Source organism: Micropruina sp. (genome assembly GCF_027492755.1).
GTDB lineage: Bacteria > Actinomycetota > Actinomycetes > Propionibacteriales > Propionibacteriaceae > Micropruina.
Window position 1 is genome coordinate 1 of sequence record NZ_JAPUED010000004.1, and the last position, 18,219, is coordinate 18,219.

The window sequence follows — 18,219 nt, forward strand, 5'->3', positions numbered from 1 at the left end:
CATTGACGGTGTCGGTGCGATTGGCGGACGGCACGACGGCCGAGGCCGGCGTCCCTTCCGGCGCCTCCACGGGTTCCCGCGAGGCGGTCGAACTGCGGGACGGCGACCCCGCCCGGTTCGGCGGCGCCGGCGTGACCAAGGCGGCGGGCAACGTGAACGGCGAACTCAACACTGCGCTGTCCGGGCGTTCCTGGTCGGACCTGGCCGAAGTGGACGGCGCAATGTGCGACCTGGACGGCACCCCGAACAAGGCCCGACTCGGCGCCAACGCCCTGATCGGCACCTCGATGGCGCTGGCCCGCGCCCTGGCCGCCTCGTCCGGCAAGCCGCTGCACGACTGGCTGCCCGGCTTCGGCCAGCCACCGCGGCTTCCGGTGCCCTGTTTCAACGTGCTGAACGGCGGCGCCCACGCGCCCAACCCGCTCGACTTCCAGGAGTTCATGGTCTGCCCGCTGGGTGCGTCCTCGCTGCGTGAGGCGGTGCGCGCCGGCGCCGAGGTCTATCAGGCACTACGCAAGCTGCTGGCGGCCGGCGGTCACTCCACCGGGCTGGGCGACGAGGGTGGGTTCGCCCCGAACCTGGCCGAGCCCGAAGAGGTGCTCACACTGATCGTGGAGGCGATCACGGCTGCCGGCTACCCGACCGGGGCCGAGGGTGTGGGCATCGCGCTCGATCCGGCGGCGTCGGAGTTCTTCACCGACGGCGGCTACCGGGTGAACGGCAAGCAGCTGTCCAGCGCCGAGATGATCGCCCGCTACGGCGAGATGCTCGACCGGTTCCCGATCTGGAGCATCGAGGACGGCCTGGGCGAGCAGGATCCCGAGGGCTGGAAGCAGCTCACCGCCGAACTCGGCGGCCGGGTGCAACTGGTCGGCGACGACAACTTCTGCACCAACCCGGCCATCATCACGGCCGCGATCGCCGACGGCATCGGCAACGCGGCGCTGATCAAGGTCAACCAGATCGGCACCGTGACCGAAACCCTGGAAGCGATGCGGATCTGTCACGAGGCCGGCTACGGGCAGATGGTGTCGCACCGCTCGGGCGAGACGCCGGACACCTTCATCGCCGACCTGGCCGTCGCCACCGGCTGCGGGCAGCTGAAGACCGGCGCACCGGCCCGCGGCGAGCGGATCGCCAAGTACAACCGGCTGATCCAGATCGAAGCCGGCAACGAAGGCCTCAGCTACGGGCGCTGAGCTCCCACCCCCGCACCGGGGCAAGTGACTCCGGTGGCTGTTGGGTCATGACGCACGATCCCTGGTTGCCGGATCGTCATGGCCGCCGACCAGCAGCCACCGGTTCGCCTGCTGCCTGAGCAGGACCGCGCCGCCCGTTTCGAACTGTCCGACCTCCGCCTCGGGCACCAGCGCGTCCAGCAACAGGCGCAACACCGCGTCGTGAGTGACCAGCGCGACCGGACCGGTGAGCGCCCGGGCCGTCCACGCCGCAACGGCGTCCAGGGCCCGGGCGCGCACCTGGTCGGACGGCTCCACTCCGGGCACCGCGTCCAGCGAACCGAACTCGGCGATCAGTGGTTCGGGCGGCGTCCCGTCGTAGCGGCCGTAGGCCCGGTCGATCAGTCGCCGATCGGTCTCCACCTCGATACCCAGCGCGGCGGCCAGCGGCGTCGCGGTCTGGACGGCGCGGCGCAGCGGGCTGGACACCACCCGGATCGGCGGCTCCGTTCCGCGGCCGGTGAGCCGTTCGGCGAGGCCGTCCGCCTGGGCCCGTCCGACCTCGTCCAGGTCGGGGTCCAGCCGTCCACGCAGTACTCCGGCGGCGTTCAGCACCGTCCGGCCGTGGCGGCACAGATAGATCTCGGTCATCAGAGTCTCCTTTCGCTGGTTTCGTTGGACGTCGATGAGCTCATCGCCTGCTGGAAGATGTCCAGGGCATGACTGGTCGGTTGCGGGGCGCCAGGGAGCAGGCGGTGGCTGCGGGTGCCGTCGTCGAGTCGCTCGGCGCGCAGGAAGGTCACGCCCGGTCGATCGAGATAGTGGACGGCGAGCCGGTGGAAGTGGGTGACCAGCACCACCCGGACGCCGTGCGCCAACAGCGCGTCGATGATGTCCGCGGCGATGAAGGTGCCCTGCAGCTCGTCGGTCGACGAGAACGACTCGTTCATCAGCACCAGGTCACCCGCGCGGCAGCGATCCACGATCCGGCTCATCCGGTCCAGCTCTTCGGCCAGCTTGCCGGCGCCCGGCGCGTCCTGCTCGGCGCTGCGGAAGTGGCTGTGCAGACCCGGTGCGGGGCCGGACCGGTAGCGGACGGCGGGCACGAACATGCCGGCCTGGGCCAGCAGCTGGGCGGATCCGAGGCTGCGCAGGAAGGTGGTCTTGCCGCCCTGGTTGGCGCCGGTCAGCACCACCAACTGCGAGCCGGAGGGCTGCGGTACGAGATCGTTCGGTACCGGACGGGCCCCCTCGCGGACGGCGATGTTCAGGCTGGACAGACCCTCGACGTCCCATGGCTCGCCCGATGCGGCGACCTCGGGCCAGCACACACCCACGCCGGCGTCCGCCAACCGCCGGTACAGCTGCAGGCAGCCGACGTAGAAGCCGGCCTCGCCGCGCAGTTGGGTGAAGAACGCCAGCAGCCGCTCGTGCGCCCGGTCAACGGTCAGCGCCAGCTCGTAGAGGGCGTCGTTGCGCAGCGCGTCGAGGGCCTGGGCACCCGCCTCGTCGCGATCCGGCAGCTCGAAACGCACCCGGCCGGGCCGTCCGAACCGGTGCGTCCACCACGACACCGCCCGCGGCGGCAGCAGCTCCGGCCGGCCCAGCAGGCCGGTCGGCTGCACCCGGACCCGGGTGCGCACCCCGTCGGGGAACTGCAGCTGCCGGACCAGCACCGTCAGGTCGTCCAGATAGCCGGCGTCCAGGGTGTCGACCAGCCGATGGCCCAGCTCGGACAGCCCCGCGGAGCGGACCCCGACCAGCCGGGCGGCGGCGAACCCGGCCAGCTCACGCAACGGCGGCAGGAAGGCCTCGATGCCGTGCCGGGCCTTGACCAGCAGCGAATCGGCGGTCCGCCCGCCGTACATCCACAACCCACGCTGGCTCTGCAATGCCCGTCCGGCAAGGTCGAACAGGGTTTGCACCAGGTCGGGTTCGGCGAGCGCATCGGCGAGGATCTGCTGGCGCCGGACGATCTCGTCGGCGTCGGTGAGCGGGTGGAACAGCACGACGGGACACAGCTCGGCCAGGTCGCGATCGGGCCGCATCATCTCCAGCACGGGGCCCAGGTCGAGGTCGGCGATCAGGTCGTCGGTGCCGTCCGGGAGCGCGGCGGTCAGGTCGGCGTCCCGGTCGGGGAACAGCAGGCGCACCTTCATCGTGGATCTCCTTCCGTTGCCAGCCGGGCGGCCAGGTCGTCGGCCGAGAGTCCGAACCGGCGGGCGAGCACCACCGCGTGGGAGTGGCCCGCCGGCGGCTGGGCACGGAACCGGAAGGTGGGCACCGTCGGGTCGTCGGGATCGACCTGACCGACCAGGCTGACCGCCTCGGGCACGCTGGTCACCAGGTCGTCCAGGAAGGTGACCCAGACCACCCGGCAGCCCAGCTCGGCGAACCGCCGCAGCACCAGCTGCGACACCTGCAGTGCGTCGTCGGCGGACGTGGTGGCGAGCAGCTCGTTGAAGATCACCAGTGCCGGCGCGGACGCGGCGTCCAGCACCGCACGCAACCGGGCCAGCTCCTCGGCGAGCCCGCCGTGGCCGTGGGCCGGATCGTCCGGCTGCGGGAAATGGGTGAGCAGCGGATGATGCAGCGGCAGGGTCGCGGACGTCGCCGGCACCGGCAGCCCGAGCGCGGCCAGGTGAGCGAGTTGGCCGATCGCCCGCACCAGAGTCGTCTTGCCGCCCTGGTTCGGGCCGGTGACGAACACCACCCGCTGATCGGCGGACAACCGCACATCGTTGGGCGCCGGAGTCAGAGTCGGTTCGGCCAGGGCCAGGGCGAGGTCGATCACGCCATGGACGTCGACCGCTCCCGGCACCTCGGTGACCCGGGGCAGGCACCAGGCGACGCCGCGTCCGGTCAGGTCGTCCACCATGGTCAGGCAGCCGAGGAAGAACCGCAGTTCTTCAGCGAGCCTGCGCAGCGGCGCATCGACGGTCGCCACCGGCGAGGCCAGGAAGGCGCGGAGCCGCTCGAAGCCGGCGGGTCTGAGTTGGGCGAGCAGGCCGAGCGCCTGAGCCTCGATGTGATTGAGTTCGCGGCGCGGACGGACCACCGGCGAAGACGTCAGCGCGCTCCCTCGGACGGCGCGGGCCGGCACGCGCGCGGTGGAACGAAAAGAACCGTCCCTCCGTTCCGGTGGCTCCGCTGATGTGGAACGAAAAGAACCGTCCCTCCGTTCCAGATCGGGGTCGGCGAGGCGCCCGAGCAGGGCGGCGACCTGGGGCGTCCAGGGCGGATCACCCTGGTCGGTGTCGGCCCAGACGGTTTCGGCGACGATGCCCAGTTCGTCCGAGGGTTGGCAGAGTTCGGCGAGCAGTGCGGCGCTGCCGTCGGCGAGTTCGGCGAACCGGGTGCCGGCGACCTGGGCGGTAAGGGCCTCGGCGACGGCACGCAGCCTGTGGGAGTCCGGCGCCTCCCGAGCGAGTTCGGCGGTGAATGCGCGGACTTCTTCGGCGAACCGGTGCAGCGCGGACAGCAGCCGCACCTGGGCGGGCAGCCGGTAGTAGTCATGCGCCCGGGCATCGAGGGCGACGACCGCCTCGGAGACCGCGGCGGCGAAGCTCTCGGCGGCGGCCCGGGTGGCCGGCCGCTGCAGATCGCGCACCACCTCCTGGCGTTGCGCCACCTCGGCGGGGTCGTGCGGCGGCGTCGTCCAGACGGTGCGTTGGAAGGCGCCGGGCGCCATGGCGTCGATCACCGTGTCGAGGTGCAGGTCGGCCAGGGTGGCGGGCCGCGTCGCGGCGTCCGGTGTGGAGGGCAGGTAGAGCAGGCTCGGCACGGCGGGCTCAGTGCCCGCACGCAGGCCCGGTGCGACGGTCGGAGTGGTCAGCGGTGTGCTCATGACAGGTCCCGTCATCTCCGCAGGGACCGTCAGCATTCGCGGTTGTCGGCGAGCCCCATCGCCGTGTATCCACCCTACTTCGGTTGGCCGACGAGATCCCGGATCAAATCCGGGATAACGGGGTCACCGTCGGTCGAGCTTGTCGAGACCACTCGGGTGGCGGACGGCTTACGAGGTTTCGACAAGCTCAACCAGCACGGGGTGCTACACCAGTTGAGCGAAGACTGCCTCGACTTCGGCGGGGTCGACGTCCTCGAGCCGCGCCGGATTCCAGGCCGGGTTGCGGTCCTTGTCGACCACCTGGGCGCGGACACCCTCGGAGAAGTCGGGGCGCAGCACCATCGGCACCGCGAGGGCATGGTCCTGGGCGAGCACCGCGGCGACGCTCGGCAGGGTCGCGGCACGACGGATGGCCGCCAGGGTGACCGCGACCGCGAACGGGCAGCGTTGCCGCAACACCGCCGCGGTCTCGCGAGCCTCGGCGTCCGGATGCTCCTCGAGCCGGCGCACGATGGCCAGCGGGTCGTCGCCGGCGTAGCAGGCGTCGATCCAGTCCCGCTGACCGGGCAGGACCGCCGGCGGCACGTCGCCCGCCGCGTGGTCTGCCAGGCCGAGCAGGACGGCGTCCGCGGCCCCCACGCTGCCGCCGGTGAGCGCCAGGTGGGTGCCCAGCTCGCCGGGCGCGCGGGAGAGTTCGTAGAGCACCCCGACGTCGGGGAACAGGCCGATGATGGTCTCGGGCATCGCCAATCGGCTGTCGGCGCGCACCATCCGCTCCGAGCAGTGTGCGGACAGCCCCATGCCGCCGCCCATGGTGATGCCGAACATGTCGGCCCGGACCGACTTGGGGTAGTTCGCGATCAGGGCGTCCACGGCGTATTCGATGGTGAAGAAGACCTCCGCCGCGGCCTCGCCCCGCTCAGCCAACTCGGCCCGCAATGTCCGGACGTCGGCCCCGGAACACAACCCACGCTCCCCCGCGCCGGTCAGGTGCACCCACTCGACCGCGTCGTCGTCGACCCAGTCCGCGAGCCGGTCGCCGATCTCGGCGAGCATCGCCTGAGTCAGCGCGTTGATCTGCCGGGGACGGTTCAGCGTGACTCTGCCGACGCCGCCGGCCACCTCGAAGAGGACCTCGTCGCTCACTTGTGGGCTCCCATCGTCCGGTGTTCGTCGAAGTAGCGGACCAGCAGGGTGATGATCAGCGCCAGTCCGGCCAGGCCCAGCCCGATGCCGGTGTCGTTGCGCCAGGCCAGGTTGCCGGCACCGTAGCCGAGCAGCACGCTGGTCACCACCACCGCGACCTTCTGCACCCGTTCGGTCGGCCTGGTCAGCGGCAGCAGCAGCCCGCCCCAGAGCAGGTACCAGGAGTGCATCGCCGGCCCGAGCAGGGCGACCCACAGGTAGGACCAGGACAGGAAGGTGACCGGACGCCGCCGCGCGACGGTGACGGCCAGATAGGCCACGATCAGCGCGGACGCCACCACCCCGGCGACCAGCAGACTGCCGGCGATCTGGGTACCCAGCGTCGGATACCCGGCCAAAACGCAGAGCAACCTGATCCCTTCACCCAGCAGTGACAGCGGGGCAAGGGTGACCACCCGGCCGGGGACGTCGATGGCGTTCATCCAGCCGAAGTCCAGCCCGGTGGCCAGCGAGATCAGCACGAAGACGCCGATCGCGATCACCGAGGAGATCGCGGCGCGGGCGAGCTTGTTCAGCACATGCTGGGTGTTCCACTGCCAGGGCAGCCCGATCAGCGCCACCGGGTAGGCGGCGAGCAGCGCCGGCTGCTTCACCGCAGCCGCCACCCCCACGATGATCGCGCCGAGCCAGAACTGCTGCGGACGGCGATGGGTGAGATAGAGCGCCAGGATGATCAGCCCGATCATCAGCGCATCGTTGTGCATGCCGCCGACCAGGTCGATCAGCAGCAGCGGGTTGATCGTCGAGAACCAGGCGGCGAGCTGGACGTCGGTGCCGAGGCGGGCCGCCAGCCGGGGCAGGAAGTAGACGATCAGCACGACGCCGATCAGCGCCGGAATGCGCATCAGCAGCGTCGAGACATACGGGTCGAGGCCGCCGGCCAGCACCATCAGGTGCGAGATCTGCAGGCTGAGCGGACCATACGGCGCCGGCGTGTAGCGCCAGACCCAGGCCACCTGGTCGGCGAAGGCGCCGGGCAGCACGCTGACCGGCGTCTCGTACGGGTTGAGGCCGTTGTGCAACAGCCAGCCCTGCGCGGCATAGGAATAGGCGTCGTGGCTGAAGATCGGCGGTGCAAGCAGCAGCGGCAGCGCCCAGATCAGGCCCACCGCCCAATGCTTGAAATCGAGGTACAGACCGGGCCGGAGGCGGAACCAGGCGTCCACCAGCAGCACCACGGCGGCGACCACCAGCGCGGTGCCGATCACCTTGGTCGTCCCGTTGTCCAGCCCGAGCGCGCGGATCGGTTCCCACCAGGGGCTGTTCTGCGGCAGGTAGGCCGGTGTCAACGACCCGACGACCAGCAGGAAGGTGGCCAGCAGGCCGCGTTTCACCGCGGGCACCCGCCAGGCGGTGGTCAGATCGGACCAGTAGCCGGCAAGGGCCTCACGGGTGGGCCGGCGCAATCGCGGTACCCCCGCGACCTGATCCACCTCACCCACCCGAGCAACCCCTCGTCCCACGCTGTCTTCCGGGTCAGCCTAGTGGCCGCGCCTGTCGGCCCGGCGAAGCCTCCTCTATCAGCGGGTACGGGTTGTGCTGACGAGTGCCGTCGACATCCACGGGCCCGTCCACCACATCCGCCAGCCGAGCGGGACGCGGCTCACGGACTCGCCCGTCAGCTCGCCGAGGATCCGCACATACTGTTTCGTGGCGCTGATGTCGACGATCACCAGCCGCCCGCCGATGCGCAGCACGCGCAACGCCTCGCGCAAAGCCGCCTCGCGACCGCCAGCTGCGTGGATGTTGTGGATCGCCATGCTCGCGGTGACCACATCGAAGGACGCGTCGGCGAACGGCAGTGCCGTCATGTCGCCCGTGACGAGTTCGACCCGGTCGGCGACGCCGTTCGCGGCCAGGTTCGCCTGTGCGTTCGCGATGGAGTTGCCCGACTGGTCGCGGCTGTGCCACAGATCGATGCCGGTGACGTGGCCGCCAGGCATTCGCTCTGCGAGCATGATCGCGACCGCCCCGCGCCCGCAGCCGAGATCGAGCGCGTCCTCATCGCCGCGTAGCCCGAGGGCGTCGAGCGTCTCGGCCCAGACCTCGAATTTGCCACGCAGCGTGGCGCGCAGATAGACCAGCCCGCCCGCGATGAAGAGCAGGCCCAGCAGTGTGAGATAGAGAACCGCGATGATGTTCCACGGCGGGTCGGCCGAAGCCGAGAATACGGCGCCGATCAGACAGGCGGCGCCGCACACCAGCCAGAAGATCGGCACCCATGCCGCATCCCATCCGTACGACCCGGCCGGCCGGGCCCGATGTGCACCCACAGACACACCGTAGCCCTCAGAGAAGCCGGCACCGAGCGTCCGGATGTTCATAAGTACTACCATTGAGCGGATCCTGGACTCCCGATGCAGGCCGACGGCGTCGGTGTGTGTAGCTTCACCGCATGCTTCGCACTCTCCCGCTCGTGATCCGGCGTCACGTTGTTCCCGCGTGTGAGATGCGCTGCGCCATGTGTTGCGCCTGATTTCTGACGCCCCTTCCTCCGATCTGGCCGCCGTAGGCCGGGATCTCTTCCCACTATCAGGAGTTCTCATGACCGCAACCGCGCCCGCCCGGGTCCGTCCGCCTCGCGAGGGCCGCAGCAACGGGCAGTGGCTGGTCGACGGCACCGCGCCGCTGAACCACAACGAGGAGTTCAAGGCCGAGGACAACCCGCTCAACGTACGGGCGCGGATCGAGCAGATCTACGCCAAGGAGGGGTTCGACTCCATCCCCGTCGACGATCTGCACGGTCGGTTCCGTTGGATGGGCCTGTACACCCAGCGTCGCCAGGACATCTCCGGCAGCCGGACGGCCTCGCTGGGCCCGGACGAGCTCTCGGACAAGTACTTCATGCTGCGGGTCCGGATCGACGGCGGTGCGGTGAGCACCGACCAGCTGCGGGTGATCGCCGGCATCAGCAAAGAGTTCGGCCGCGACACCGCCGACATCTCCGACCGGCAGAACGTTCAGCTGCACTGGATCCGGGTCGAGGACATGCCCGAGATCTGGCGTCGGCTGGAGTCCGTCGGCCTGATCACCACCGAAGCCTGCGGCGACTGCCCGCGGGTGGTGCTGGGCTCCCCCGTCGCGGGCATCGCCGCCGACGAGATCATCGACCCCACCCCGGTGATCGATCAGATCGTCGAACGGTTCATCGGCGACCCCGACATCTCCAACCTGCCGCGCAAGTTCAAGACCGCGATCACCGGTCACCCCAGCCTCGACGTGGTGCACGAGATCAACGACATCTCGCTGGTCGGCGTGGTGCACCCCGAACTCGGCCCCGGCTACGACCTGTGGGTCGGCGGCGGGCTGAGCGTCGCGCCCCGGCTGGCCGAGCGGCTGGGCACCTTCGTGACCGCCGAGCAGGCGCCCGAGGTGTGGCACGGCGTCGTCCGGATCTTCCGCGACTACGGTTACCGCCGGCTGCGCAATAAGGCGCGGCTGAAGTTCCTGCTGGCCGAATGGGGTCCGGAGAAGTTCCGCCAGGTGCTGCAGGACGAGTACCTCGGCTACCCGCTGGCCGACGGCCCCGCCCCTGCTCCCGCGCCGTACGCCGGCGACCACGTCGGCGTCCACGCGCAGAAGGACGGCCGGTTCTACGTCGGTGTCGCCCCCACCGTCGGACGGGTCTCGGGCACCATCCTGAACCAGCTCGCCGACGCCGCGGAGCGGATCGGTTCGCAGCGCCTCCGGTTCACCCCGCACCAGAAGCTGCTGGTGCTCGACGTGCCCGCCGACGAGGTCACCGGCCTGGTCGACGAACTGAAGGGCCTCGGCCTGCACGCCGATCCCAGCCCGTTCCGCCGCAACACCATGGCCTGCACCGGCATCCAGTTCTGCAAGCTGGCCTTCGTCGACACCAAGGACACCGCGACCGCCACCATCGCCGAACTCGAGAACCGGCTGAGCGACGTCAAGCTCGAACTGCCGATCACCCTCAACCTGAACGGCTGCCCGAACTCCTGCGCCCGCATCCAAACCGCCGACATCGGACTGAAGGGCCAGATCCTGACCGGCGCGGACGGTCAGCCCGAGTTCGGCTTCCAGGTGCATCTCGGCGGCGGACTGGCCTCCGCCGAGCGTGAGGACGCCGGGCTGGGCCGCACCGTCCGTGGCCTCAAGGTGAGCGCCGAGGACCTGCCCGAGTACGTGGAACGGGTCGTCCGCCGGTTCGCCGACGACGCCGAGAGCGGCGAGAGCTTCTCGGCCTGGGTGAAGCGCAGCGACGAAGAGGCGCTGCGGTGACCGCCGAAGTAGCGATCACCCGTCGCAGCACCGCCGAGTTGCAGGCACTGGTGGCCGACGCGCAGGCCCGCTGCGCGGACTGGACGGCCGACGATGTCGCCGCCTGGACGGCCGAGAACTTCGCCGGACGGGTCGCGGTGGCCTGCTCGATGGCCGGTGACACGGTGGTGCCGCACCTGGTGGCGCAGCACCTGCCCGGCGTGGACGTGCTCTTCCTCGAGACCGGCTACCACTTCGCCGAGACCGTCGCCACCCGGGACGCGCTGGCCGCGGCGGCGCCGGTGCACATCGTCGACGTGCTGCCGAAGCTGACCGTCGTCGAGCAGGACGCCGAGTACGGGGCGCGGCTGCACGACCGGGACGCCGCCCTGTGCTGCCAGATGCGCAAGGTGGAGCCGATCAACGCTGCGCTCGCCGGCTATGAGGCCTGGGTGACCGGGGTCCGCCGTGAGGACAACGTGTTGCGCGCGAACACCGCGTTCGTCGAATGGGATGAAGGTCACCAGATGGTGAAGATCAACCCGATCGCCGCCTGGAGCTTCGACGAGTTGCTCGACTACGCCAGCACCCACCAGGTGCCGACGAACCCGCTGCTGACCCAGGGCTACCCGTCGATCGGGTGCGCACCGTGCACCCGTCCGGTGGCTCCTGGCGAGGATCCCCGCGCCGGCCGTTGGGCGGGCCTGAACAAGACCGAATGCGGACTGCATGTGCAGCCGTCCGAGACCGCCGAGATCGTGGAGGCCCCCTTCGTGACCGCATTGCAGAGCCTGAACCTGACCCCGTCCGCGCCGGCGGGTGAGCTTGTCGACAGCTCGGTAGAACCGCTGGTTGAGCTTGCCGAAACCTCGCGAGGGGTCTCGACAAGCTCGACCATCGGTGAGTCGACAAGCTCGACCGACGCGAGCTCGACCAACGAGAGCGCGCGGCGGCTGAGCCAACTGCGTGAGCTGGAGTCCGAGGCGATCCACATCATCCGCGAGACGGTCAGCGAGCTGGAGCGTCCGGTGCTGCTGTTCTCGGGCGGCAAGGACTCGGTGGTGATGCTGCACCTGGCCGCGAAGGCGTTCTGGCCGGCGCCGCTGCCGTTCCCGCTGCTGCACGTCGACACCGGTCACAACTTCGCCGAGGTGCTCGAGTTCCGCGACTCGGTCGCCGAGTCGCTGGGCGCCCGGCTGATCGTGGCCAAGGTGCAGGACTACATCGACGACGGACGGCTCGTGGAGCGCTCCGACGGCACCCGCAACCCGCTGCAGACCCAGCCGCTGCTGGACGCCATCGCCGAGGGCCGCTTCGACGCGGTCTTCGGTGGCGGACGCCGCGACGAGGAGAAGGCGCGCGCGAAGGAGCGGGTGGTGAGCCTGCGCGACGAGTTCGGCCAGTGGGATCCGCGCAACCAGCGGCCCGAGCTGTGGAATCTGTACAACCCGCGGCACCGTCCCGGCGAGCACGTCCGGGTGTTCCCGCTGAGCAACTGGACCGAGCTGGACGTCTGGCGCTACATCGAGGCCGAGAGCATCGAACTGCCTGCGCTCTACTACGCGCACGAACGCGAGGTGTTCAACCGCGACGGCATGTGGCTGGCGGTCGGCGAGTTCTCCCAGCCGAAGCCGTCCGAGCAGGTGCTGACCAAGACCGTCCGCTACCGGACCGTCGGCGACATGTCGTGTACCGGCGCCGTCGAATCGGACGCCACCGACGTGGCCGCGGTGCTGGCCGAGGTGGCCGCCACCCGGATCACTGAACGCGGCGCCACCCGCGCCGACGACCGGCTCACCGAGGCCGCCATGGAGGACCGCAAGAAGGAAGGCTACTTCTGATGAGCAGCGCAGTTCTGACAAGCAGCGATACCACCGGCACGCTGCTGCGGATGGCCACCGCGGGCAGCGTGGACGACGGCAAGTCCACCCTGGTGGGGCGGCTGTTGCACGACTCGAAGTCGGTGCTGTCCGATCAGCTGGCCGCCGTCGAGCGGGTCAGCAAGGAGAAGGGCCTCGGCATCGTCGACCTGGCGCTGCTCACCGACGGCCTGCGGGCCGAGCGCGAGCAGGGCATCACCATCGACGTCGCCTACCGCTACTTCGCCACCGCCAAGCGCACCTTCGTGCTGGCCGACTGCCCCGGGCATGTCCAGTACACCCGCAACACGGTGACCGGCTCGTCCACCGCCGACGTGCTGGTGCTGCTGGTCGACGTCCGCAAGGGCGTGCTCGAGCAGACCCGCCGGCACCTCGCCGTCGCGGCCCTGCTGCGGGTACCGCACCTGGTGTTCGCGGTGAACAAGATCGACCTGGTCGACTTCGACGCCGACCGGTTCGCGACCGTCGCCGCCGAGATCGCCGAGGTGGCCGCCGGGCTGGGCATCGAGGACGTCCGGTGCGTGCCGGTGTCGGCGCTGCTCGGCGACAACATCGTCGAGCGCTCCGAGCAGACCCCCTGGTACGACGGCCCCAGCCTGCTGGAACTGCTGGAGGAGCTGCCGTCCGGCACCACGGTCGAGGACGAGCCGTTCCGGTTCCCGGTGCAGCTGACCATCCGTCCGCAGGCCGCCGCGCGCGACCCGAAGCACGTCGAGTACCGCGGCTACGCCGGCCAGATCGCCTCCGGCGTGGTCCGGGTCGGCGATCAGGTGACCGTGCTGCCGCTGGGCCGGACCACCACCGTGGTCGGCATCGACGCCGCCGGCGAAGAACTCGACGAGGCGTTCGCGCCGATGTCGGTGACGTTGCGGCTGGCCGACGAGGTGGACATCACCCGCGGTGAGCTGATCGCCTCGGCCGCCGATGCTCCGACGCCCACCCAGGACGTCGACGGGCTGGTCTGCTGGCTCTCAGACCGGGCGCTGCGTCCGGGGTCGAAGGTGCTGCTCAAGCACACCACCCGCACCGTGCAGGGCATCGTGAAGGAGATCAAGGGCCGGCTCGACCTGGACACCCTGACTCCGGTCGAGGCCGAGGCGCTGACCCTGAACGACATCGGCCGGGTCAGCATCCGGCTGGCCGCCCCGATCGTCGCCGAGAACTACTCCGCGTCGCGGCGCACCGGTGCTTTCCTGCTGGTCGACGCCCAGATGGGCAGCACGCTGGCGGCCGGCATGATCCGGGCCGGGCTGAGCGCCGAGGAGTTCGACGCCGCGACGCTGGACTGGTCCATCTGATGACCTGGACTTCGTATCGGCCGCCACTGGTGTTGGCGGTGCACGGCACCCGCTCGGCGCTGGGCACCCGGACCTCGATCGCGCTCGCCGAAGCGGTCGCCGCCGCCAGCGGTGCCGACGTCCGGCTCGGCTGGGTGGACATCCACACCCCCACGCTGACCGACACGTTGCGCGAACTGGGCGAGGCGATCGTGGTGCCGGCCTTCCTGACCGGCGGCTACCACGTCACCTCCGACATTCCGGCGGCGATCACCGCCGCCGGTGGGCTGTCCACCGCCACCCCGCTGGTCGGTGCCGACGTGCTGCCCGCCGTCCTGGAGCGCCTGGACGCGGTCGGCGAGTTCGATGCGGTGGTGCTCGCCGGAGCGGGGTCGTTGCGTCCGCGGGCGGTCGCCGAGGTGCGTGCCGTGGCACGGGAGCTTTCCAGGGCCGTGGACCGTCCGGCCCTGGCAGGTTTCGTCACCGCGTCCTCGCCGACCGTGCCCGAGGCGGTGGCCGAGCTGCGCGCGGCCGGCCACCGCCGGATCGCGATCGCGTCCTACCTGCTGGCTCCGGGCCGGTTCAGCGAGCAACTCGCCGAGGCCGGCGCCGACGTGGTGAGCGAGCCGATCGGCGTCCACCCGCTGCTGGTGGAGACCATCGTCGGCCGCTGGCGCGCCGCCCTGGCCGAGCCCCTGACCGATTCTCGACCGAAAGCCGTGAATGACTGAGCAGGCCGCGTCACCCACCCAGATCCCGGATCAAGCCCGGGATGACGGCGGAACTCACATGGCAGCCCGCACCGTCATCCCGGCGAACGCCGGGATCTCCCACTCGTCCCACTCGAAAGCCGCCAATGACTGAGCTGCTGGACAAGCCGTTAAGCTGGCTTGGATTGTCACAACAAAAGGAGGGCGCAACCCGCATGAGCGAGGTTCGCAGCGTCGATCGGGTCGTCATCCGATTCGCCGGAGACTCCGGGGATGGCATGCAGCTGACCGGCGACCGGTTCACCTCCGACACAGCTCAGCTGGGCAACGACTTCTCCACCCTGCCCAACTTCCCGGCCGAGATCCGGGCGCCGGCCGGCACCGTGGCGGGCGTGTCCAGTTTCCAGGTGCACTTCGCCGACTTCGACATCCGCACCCCCGGCGACCGTCCGGACGTGCTGGTGGTGATGAACCCGGCGGCACTGAAGGCCAACCTGCACGACCTGCCGCGCGGTGCGGTGATCCTGGCCGACACCGCTGACTTCAGCAACCGGAACCTGGCCAAGGTGGGCTACACCAGCAACCCGCTGGAGGACGGCAGCCTCGACGCCTACGAGGTGCATGCGATCGACCTGACCGGTCTCGCAGTCGCTGCCGTGGCCCCCTTCGGGCTGGGTCGCAAGGACGCCGCCCGCACCAAGAACATGTTCGCGCTGGGCCTGCTGACCTGGCTGTACAGCCGCCCCGAGCAGGGCACCCTCGACTTCCTGGCCCGCAAATTCGCCAGCAAGCCCGGGATCCGCGACGCCAACATGGCCGCCTTCCGGGCCGGCCATGCCTACGGCGAGACCACCGAGGTGTTCACCGTCCGCTACCAGGTGGCGGCCGCCCCGACACCGGCCGGTACCTACCGGCAGATCACCGGCAACACCGCGCTCGCCTACGGGCTGATGGCCGGTGCCGCCAAGGCCGGCCTGCAGCTGTTCCTGGGTGCCTACCCGATCACCCCGGCCTCCGACGTGCTGCATCTGCTGTCCCGGGCCAAGGACCACGGCGTGATCACCTTCCAGGCCGAGGACGAGATCGCGGCCGTCGGTGCCGCACTGGGCGCCTCGTACGCGGGTGCGCTGGGCGTGACCAGCACGTCCGGGCCGGGTATGGCGCTCAAGATGGAAACCATCTCGCTGGCCGTGATGCTCGAGTTGCCACTGGTGATCTGCGACGTGCAGCGCGCCGGACCGGCGACCGGCCTGCCGACCAAGACCGAGCAGGCCGACCTGTTCCAGGCGATCTACGGACGCCACGGCGAGGCCCCGCTGCCGGTGATCGCCGCCCAGTCCCCCGGCGACTGCTTCGACGCCGCGGTGGAGGCGACCCGGATCGCGCTCACCTACCGGACGCCGGTGATCCTGCTCTCGGACGGCTACCTGGGTAACGGCGCCGAGCCGTGGGCCGTGCCGAACCTGGCCGACCTGCCGGCGATCGACCCGGGCTTCGTCACCGAGCCGCCCGCCGACGGACCGTTCCTGCCCTACAGCCGTGACGAGAAGCTGGCCCGGCCGCTGGCGATTCCGGGCACCCCCGGCCTGGAGCACCGGGTCGGCGGCCTGGAGAAGGCGCACGGCACCGGCAACGTCTCCTACGACCCGGACAACCACGAGCACATGGTCAGGTTGCGGCAGGCCAAGATCGACGGCATCGCCGCCGACCTGCCGCCACTGGAGGTGGAGGATCCGGGTGGCAACGCCCGGGTGCTGGTGATCGGCTGGGGCTCCAGCTACGGTCCGATCTCGGCGGCCACCCGCCGCGTCCGGCTCAGCGGCCGGAACGTCGCCACCGTGCATCTGCGGCACCTGAACCCGCTGCCGTCCGACCTGGGCGACATCCTGCGCCGCTACGACCGGGTGATCGTGCCCGAGATGAACCTGGGTCAGCTGGCGTTCATCCTGCGCGGCAAGTACCTGGTGAATTGCGAGAGCTACTCTCGGGTGCGCGGCCTGCCGATCTCGCTGTCGGAGCTGGCCGAAGACCTGATCGCCCTCATCGACGAACAGGTTCGTGTTGACGAGCAGGTTCGTGTTGACGAACAGGCCCCGATCGACGGACATACCCGTATCGACTCCAAGGACGCCTCATGACCGCCACCACGCCCGGCCTCGCCGGTGTTCCGTTGGCGCTGACCCCGCTGAACCGCAAGGACTTCACCTCTGACCAGGAGGTGCGCTGGTGCCCCGGCTGCGGCGACTACGCCGTGCTGGCCGCCTTCCAGGGCCTGATGCCGCAGCTCGGCATCCGCCGCGAGAACACCGTGATCGTCTCGGGCATCGGCTGCTCGTCGCGGTTCCCGTACTACGTGGACTCCTACGGCATGCACTCGATCCACGGCCGGGCGCCGGCGATCGCCACCGGTGTGGCGGTGTCGCGTCCCGACCTGGCGGTGTGGGTGATCACCGGCGACGGTGACGCGCTGAGCATCGGCGGCAACCATCTGATCCACGCCCTGCGGCGCAACGTGAACATCACCATCATGCTGTTCAACAACCGCATCTACGGGTTGACCAAGGGCCAGTACTCGCCGACCTCGGAACTGGGCAAGGTGACCAAGTCGACTCCGGTCGGTTCGGTGGACTACCCGTTCAACCCGATCTCGCTGGCGCTCGGCGCCGAGGCCGGTTTCGTGGCCCGCACCATCGACTCCGACCGGGCGCATCTGACCGAGGTGCTGACCGCCGCGATCGGCTACCGCGGGGCGTCCCTGGTGGAGATCTACCAGAACTGCCCGATCTTCAACGACGACGCCTTCCTCGACCTCAAAGGCCCCAAGGCGCCCGGTGTCATCCGTTTGGTGCATGGTCAGCCGGTCACCTTCGGCCCGGACGGCGCCCAGTCGGTGATCCGGCGTCCGGACGGCTCGGTCGCCGTGGTCGACACCGCCGACGCCGACCCGGCCCAGGTGGTCGTCCACGATGCCCACGCCGACGACCCGACTTCGGCGTTCGCACTGTCCCGGCTGACCGACACCGGCGTGCTGCAGCAGGCACCGATCGGCATCTTCCGGCAGGTGGAGCGTCCGTCCTTCGACGACGGCGCCCGCGAGCAGGTGCGGATGCCCGAGACGTCCGAGCGGCTGAGCGCACTGCAGGGCCTGATCAACGGATCGGACACCTGGACGGTCAGCTGACCCACCGTCGGCTGAGCTTGTCGAGACCCAGCGCGAGATCGTCCCACTTCAGGTACGCCGTGTGACGATCTCGAAATCGTGACACCGGGTCAGGGTCGCCGGGCGACCACGGAGAACATCAGCGGGATCTTGGGGCTTGCGTCGGGCAGAACCCATCCGCGGTCGGTGGCGACGAGACCGGGCAGCGCCTTCCATGGGATCGTCTGGTGCTCGCCGAATGCCTCGATACGCAGTCCGGCGTTGAGGATGGCGGTGAGGATCTCAGCCAGATCGTGCGGCCACTGGTAGGTGACGTTGTTCTCCAACAGGGTGTCGCTGGCGTAGGTGACGCCGTCGTCGAACCGTTTCGGCTCACCGGTGGCGAAGTACGGCTCGCCCGCCACCAACAGATCGTCATCGCGCTCGTACTGCATCGCGCTCATCATCGGGTGGCCGTCATAGACCAGGAAGACGCCCCCGGGACGAAGCAGGCGGTGGACGCTCGCCGCCCACGAATCGAGGTCGGCGAGCCAGGCCAGGACACCTACCGAGGTGAACACGACGTCGAACTGACGACCGAGAGCCTCCGGCACGTCCTCGTTGGCGCACTGGAGGAACGAGGCATTCGGAGTTCCTGCCCGCTCGGCCAATGCGGTCGCGGCGGCGATCGCCTCGCCGGACAGGTCCGTGCCCACGATCTGTGCACCACGCCTGGCGAAGCTGATCGTGTCCAGCCCGAT

At 70.0% G+C, this 18,219-nt stretch carries 14 protein-coding genes, 1 pseudogene and 1 riboswitch; of the genes and pseudogenes, 8 read left to right on the plus strand and 7 right to left on the minus strand.

Going from position 1 to position 18,219, the window contains the following annotated elements:
- The first annotated feature begins 2 nt into the window (after positions 1 to 2).
- Positions 3 to 1,199, plus strand: a complete 1,197-nt coding sequence (gene eno, locus Q0066_RS00205) for a phosphopyruvate hydratase (RefSeq protein ID WP_298128836.1) — start codon at positions 3 to 5, stop codon at positions 1,197 to 1,199.
- A gap of 45 nt (positions 1,200 to 1,244) precedes the next feature.
- Here the strand turns inward: eno and Q0066_RS00210 are convergent, their stop codons facing one another.
- The 6 genes from Q0066_RS00210 to Q0066_RS00235 form a co-directional block, all read right to left on the minus strand.
- A complete protein-coding gene (locus tag Q0066_RS00210; protein ID WP_298128838.1) occupies positions 1,245 to 1,829 on the minus strand; it encodes a histidine phosphatase family protein in 585 nt (194 codons plus the stop codon).
- Positions 1,829 to 3,337 carry a hypothetical protein gene (locus tag Q0066_RS00215; RefSeq protein ID WP_298128840.1) on the minus strand — a complete coding sequence of 503 codons (1,509 nt, stop codon included), beginning with the start codon at positions 3,335 to 3,337 and terminating at the stop codon, positions 1,829 to 1,831. The genes Q0066_RS00210 and Q0066_RS00215 overlap by 1 nt, the downstream gene beginning before the upstream one ends.
- The gene (locus tag Q0066_RS00220; protein ID WP_298128843.1) at positions 3,334 to 5,025 is read right to left on the minus strand and encodes a hypothetical protein; all 1,692 of its coding nucleotides are present in this window, start codon (positions 5,023 to 5,025) and stop codon (positions 3,334 to 3,336) included. Before Q0066_RS00220 ends, Q0066_RS00215 begins: the two co-directional genes overlap by 4 nt.
- 13 nt (positions 5,026 to 5,038) lie before the next feature.
- Positions 5,039 to 5,097: riboswitch (Fluoride riboswitch) on the minus strand.
- A 132-nt stretch (positions 5,098 to 5,229) separates the two neighbouring features.
- Positions 5,230 to 6,171: an enoyl-CoA hydratase/isomerase family protein gene (locus Q0066_RS00225; RefSeq protein WP_298128846.1), complete on the minus strand. Its 942-nt coding sequence runs from the start codon at positions 6,169 to 6,171 to the stop codon at positions 5,230 to 5,232.
- The gene (gene mptB / locus Q0066_RS00230) at positions 6,168 to 7,673 is read right to left on the minus strand and encodes a polyprenol phosphomannose-dependent alpha 1,6 mannosyltransferase MptB (RefSeq protein WP_298128848.1); all 1,506 of its coding nucleotides are present in this window, start codon (positions 7,671 to 7,673) and stop codon (positions 6,168 to 6,170) included. Before mptB ends, Q0066_RS00225 begins: the two co-directional genes overlap by 4 nt.
- Before the next feature lie 78 nt (positions 7,674 to 7,751).
- A complete protein-coding gene (locus tag Q0066_RS00235) occupies positions 7,752 to 8,555 on the minus strand; it encodes a class I SAM-dependent methyltransferase (RefSeq protein ID WP_298128850.1) in 804 nt (267 codons plus the stop codon).
- Between the two features lie 220 nt (positions 8,556 to 8,775).
- Here Q0066_RS00235 and Q0066_RS00240 point away from each other — a divergent pair, with 220 nt between their 5' ends.
- The 7 genes and pseudogenes from Q0066_RS00240 to Q0066_RS00270 all read left to right on the plus strand — a co-directional run bounded on the left by Q0066_RS00240 (position 8,776) and on the right by Q0066_RS00270 (position 17,500).
- Entirely contained in the window at positions 8,776 to 10,473 is a 1,698-nt protein-coding gene (locus Q0066_RS00240) for a nitrite/sulfite reductase (RefSeq protein WP_298128852.1), read from the plus strand.
- 14 nt (positions 10,474 to 10,487) lie between these two features.
- Positions 10,488 to 11,183 (plus strand): annotated as a pseudogene (locus tag Q0066_RS00245) (phosphoadenylyl-sulfate reductase); the annotation flags it as partial.
- Between the two features lie 165 nt (positions 11,184 to 11,348).
- A complete protein-coding gene (cysD, locus tag Q0066_RS00250) occupies positions 11,349 to 12,293 on the plus strand; it encodes a sulfate adenylyltransferase subunit CysD (RefSeq protein WP_298128893.1) in 945 nt (314 codons plus the stop codon).
- Positions 12,293 to 13,630 (plus strand): GTP-binding protein, encoded by a 1,338-nt coding sequence (locus Q0066_RS00255; RefSeq protein WP_298128854.1) that lies wholly within the window; start codon positions 12,293 to 12,295, stop codon positions 13,628 to 13,630. Before cysD ends, Q0066_RS00255 begins: the two co-directional genes overlap by 1 nt.
- Positions 13,630 to 14,340, plus strand: coding sequence for a CbiX/SirB N-terminal domain-containing protein (locus Q0066_RS00260; RefSeq protein WP_298128856.1), 711 nt, complete (start codon positions 13,630 to 13,632; stop codon positions 14,338 to 14,340). Before Q0066_RS00255 ends, Q0066_RS00260 begins: the two co-directional genes overlap by 1 nt.
- A gap of 194 nt (positions 14,341 to 14,534) precedes the next feature.
- Positions 14,535 to 16,457: a 2-oxoacid:acceptor oxidoreductase subunit alpha gene (locus Q0066_RS00265; RefSeq protein ID WP_298128858.1), complete on the plus strand. Its 1,923-nt coding sequence runs from the start codon at positions 14,535 to 14,537 to the stop codon at positions 16,455 to 16,457.
- Positions 16,454 to 17,500, plus strand: a complete 1,047-nt coding sequence (locus Q0066_RS00270) for a 2-oxoacid:ferredoxin oxidoreductase subunit beta (protein WP_298128860.1) — start codon at positions 16,454 to 16,456, stop codon at positions 17,498 to 17,500. The genes Q0066_RS00265 and Q0066_RS00270 overlap by 4 nt, the downstream gene beginning before the upstream one ends.
- An 89-nt stretch (positions 17,501 to 17,589) precedes the next feature.
- Here Q0066_RS00270 and Q0066_RS00275 read toward each other — a convergent pair.
- Positions 17,590 to 18,219, minus strand: a 630-nt coding sequence (locus Q0066_RS00275; RefSeq protein WP_298128862.1) for a class I SAM-dependent methyltransferase, incomplete at its 5' end; no start/stop codon positions are given.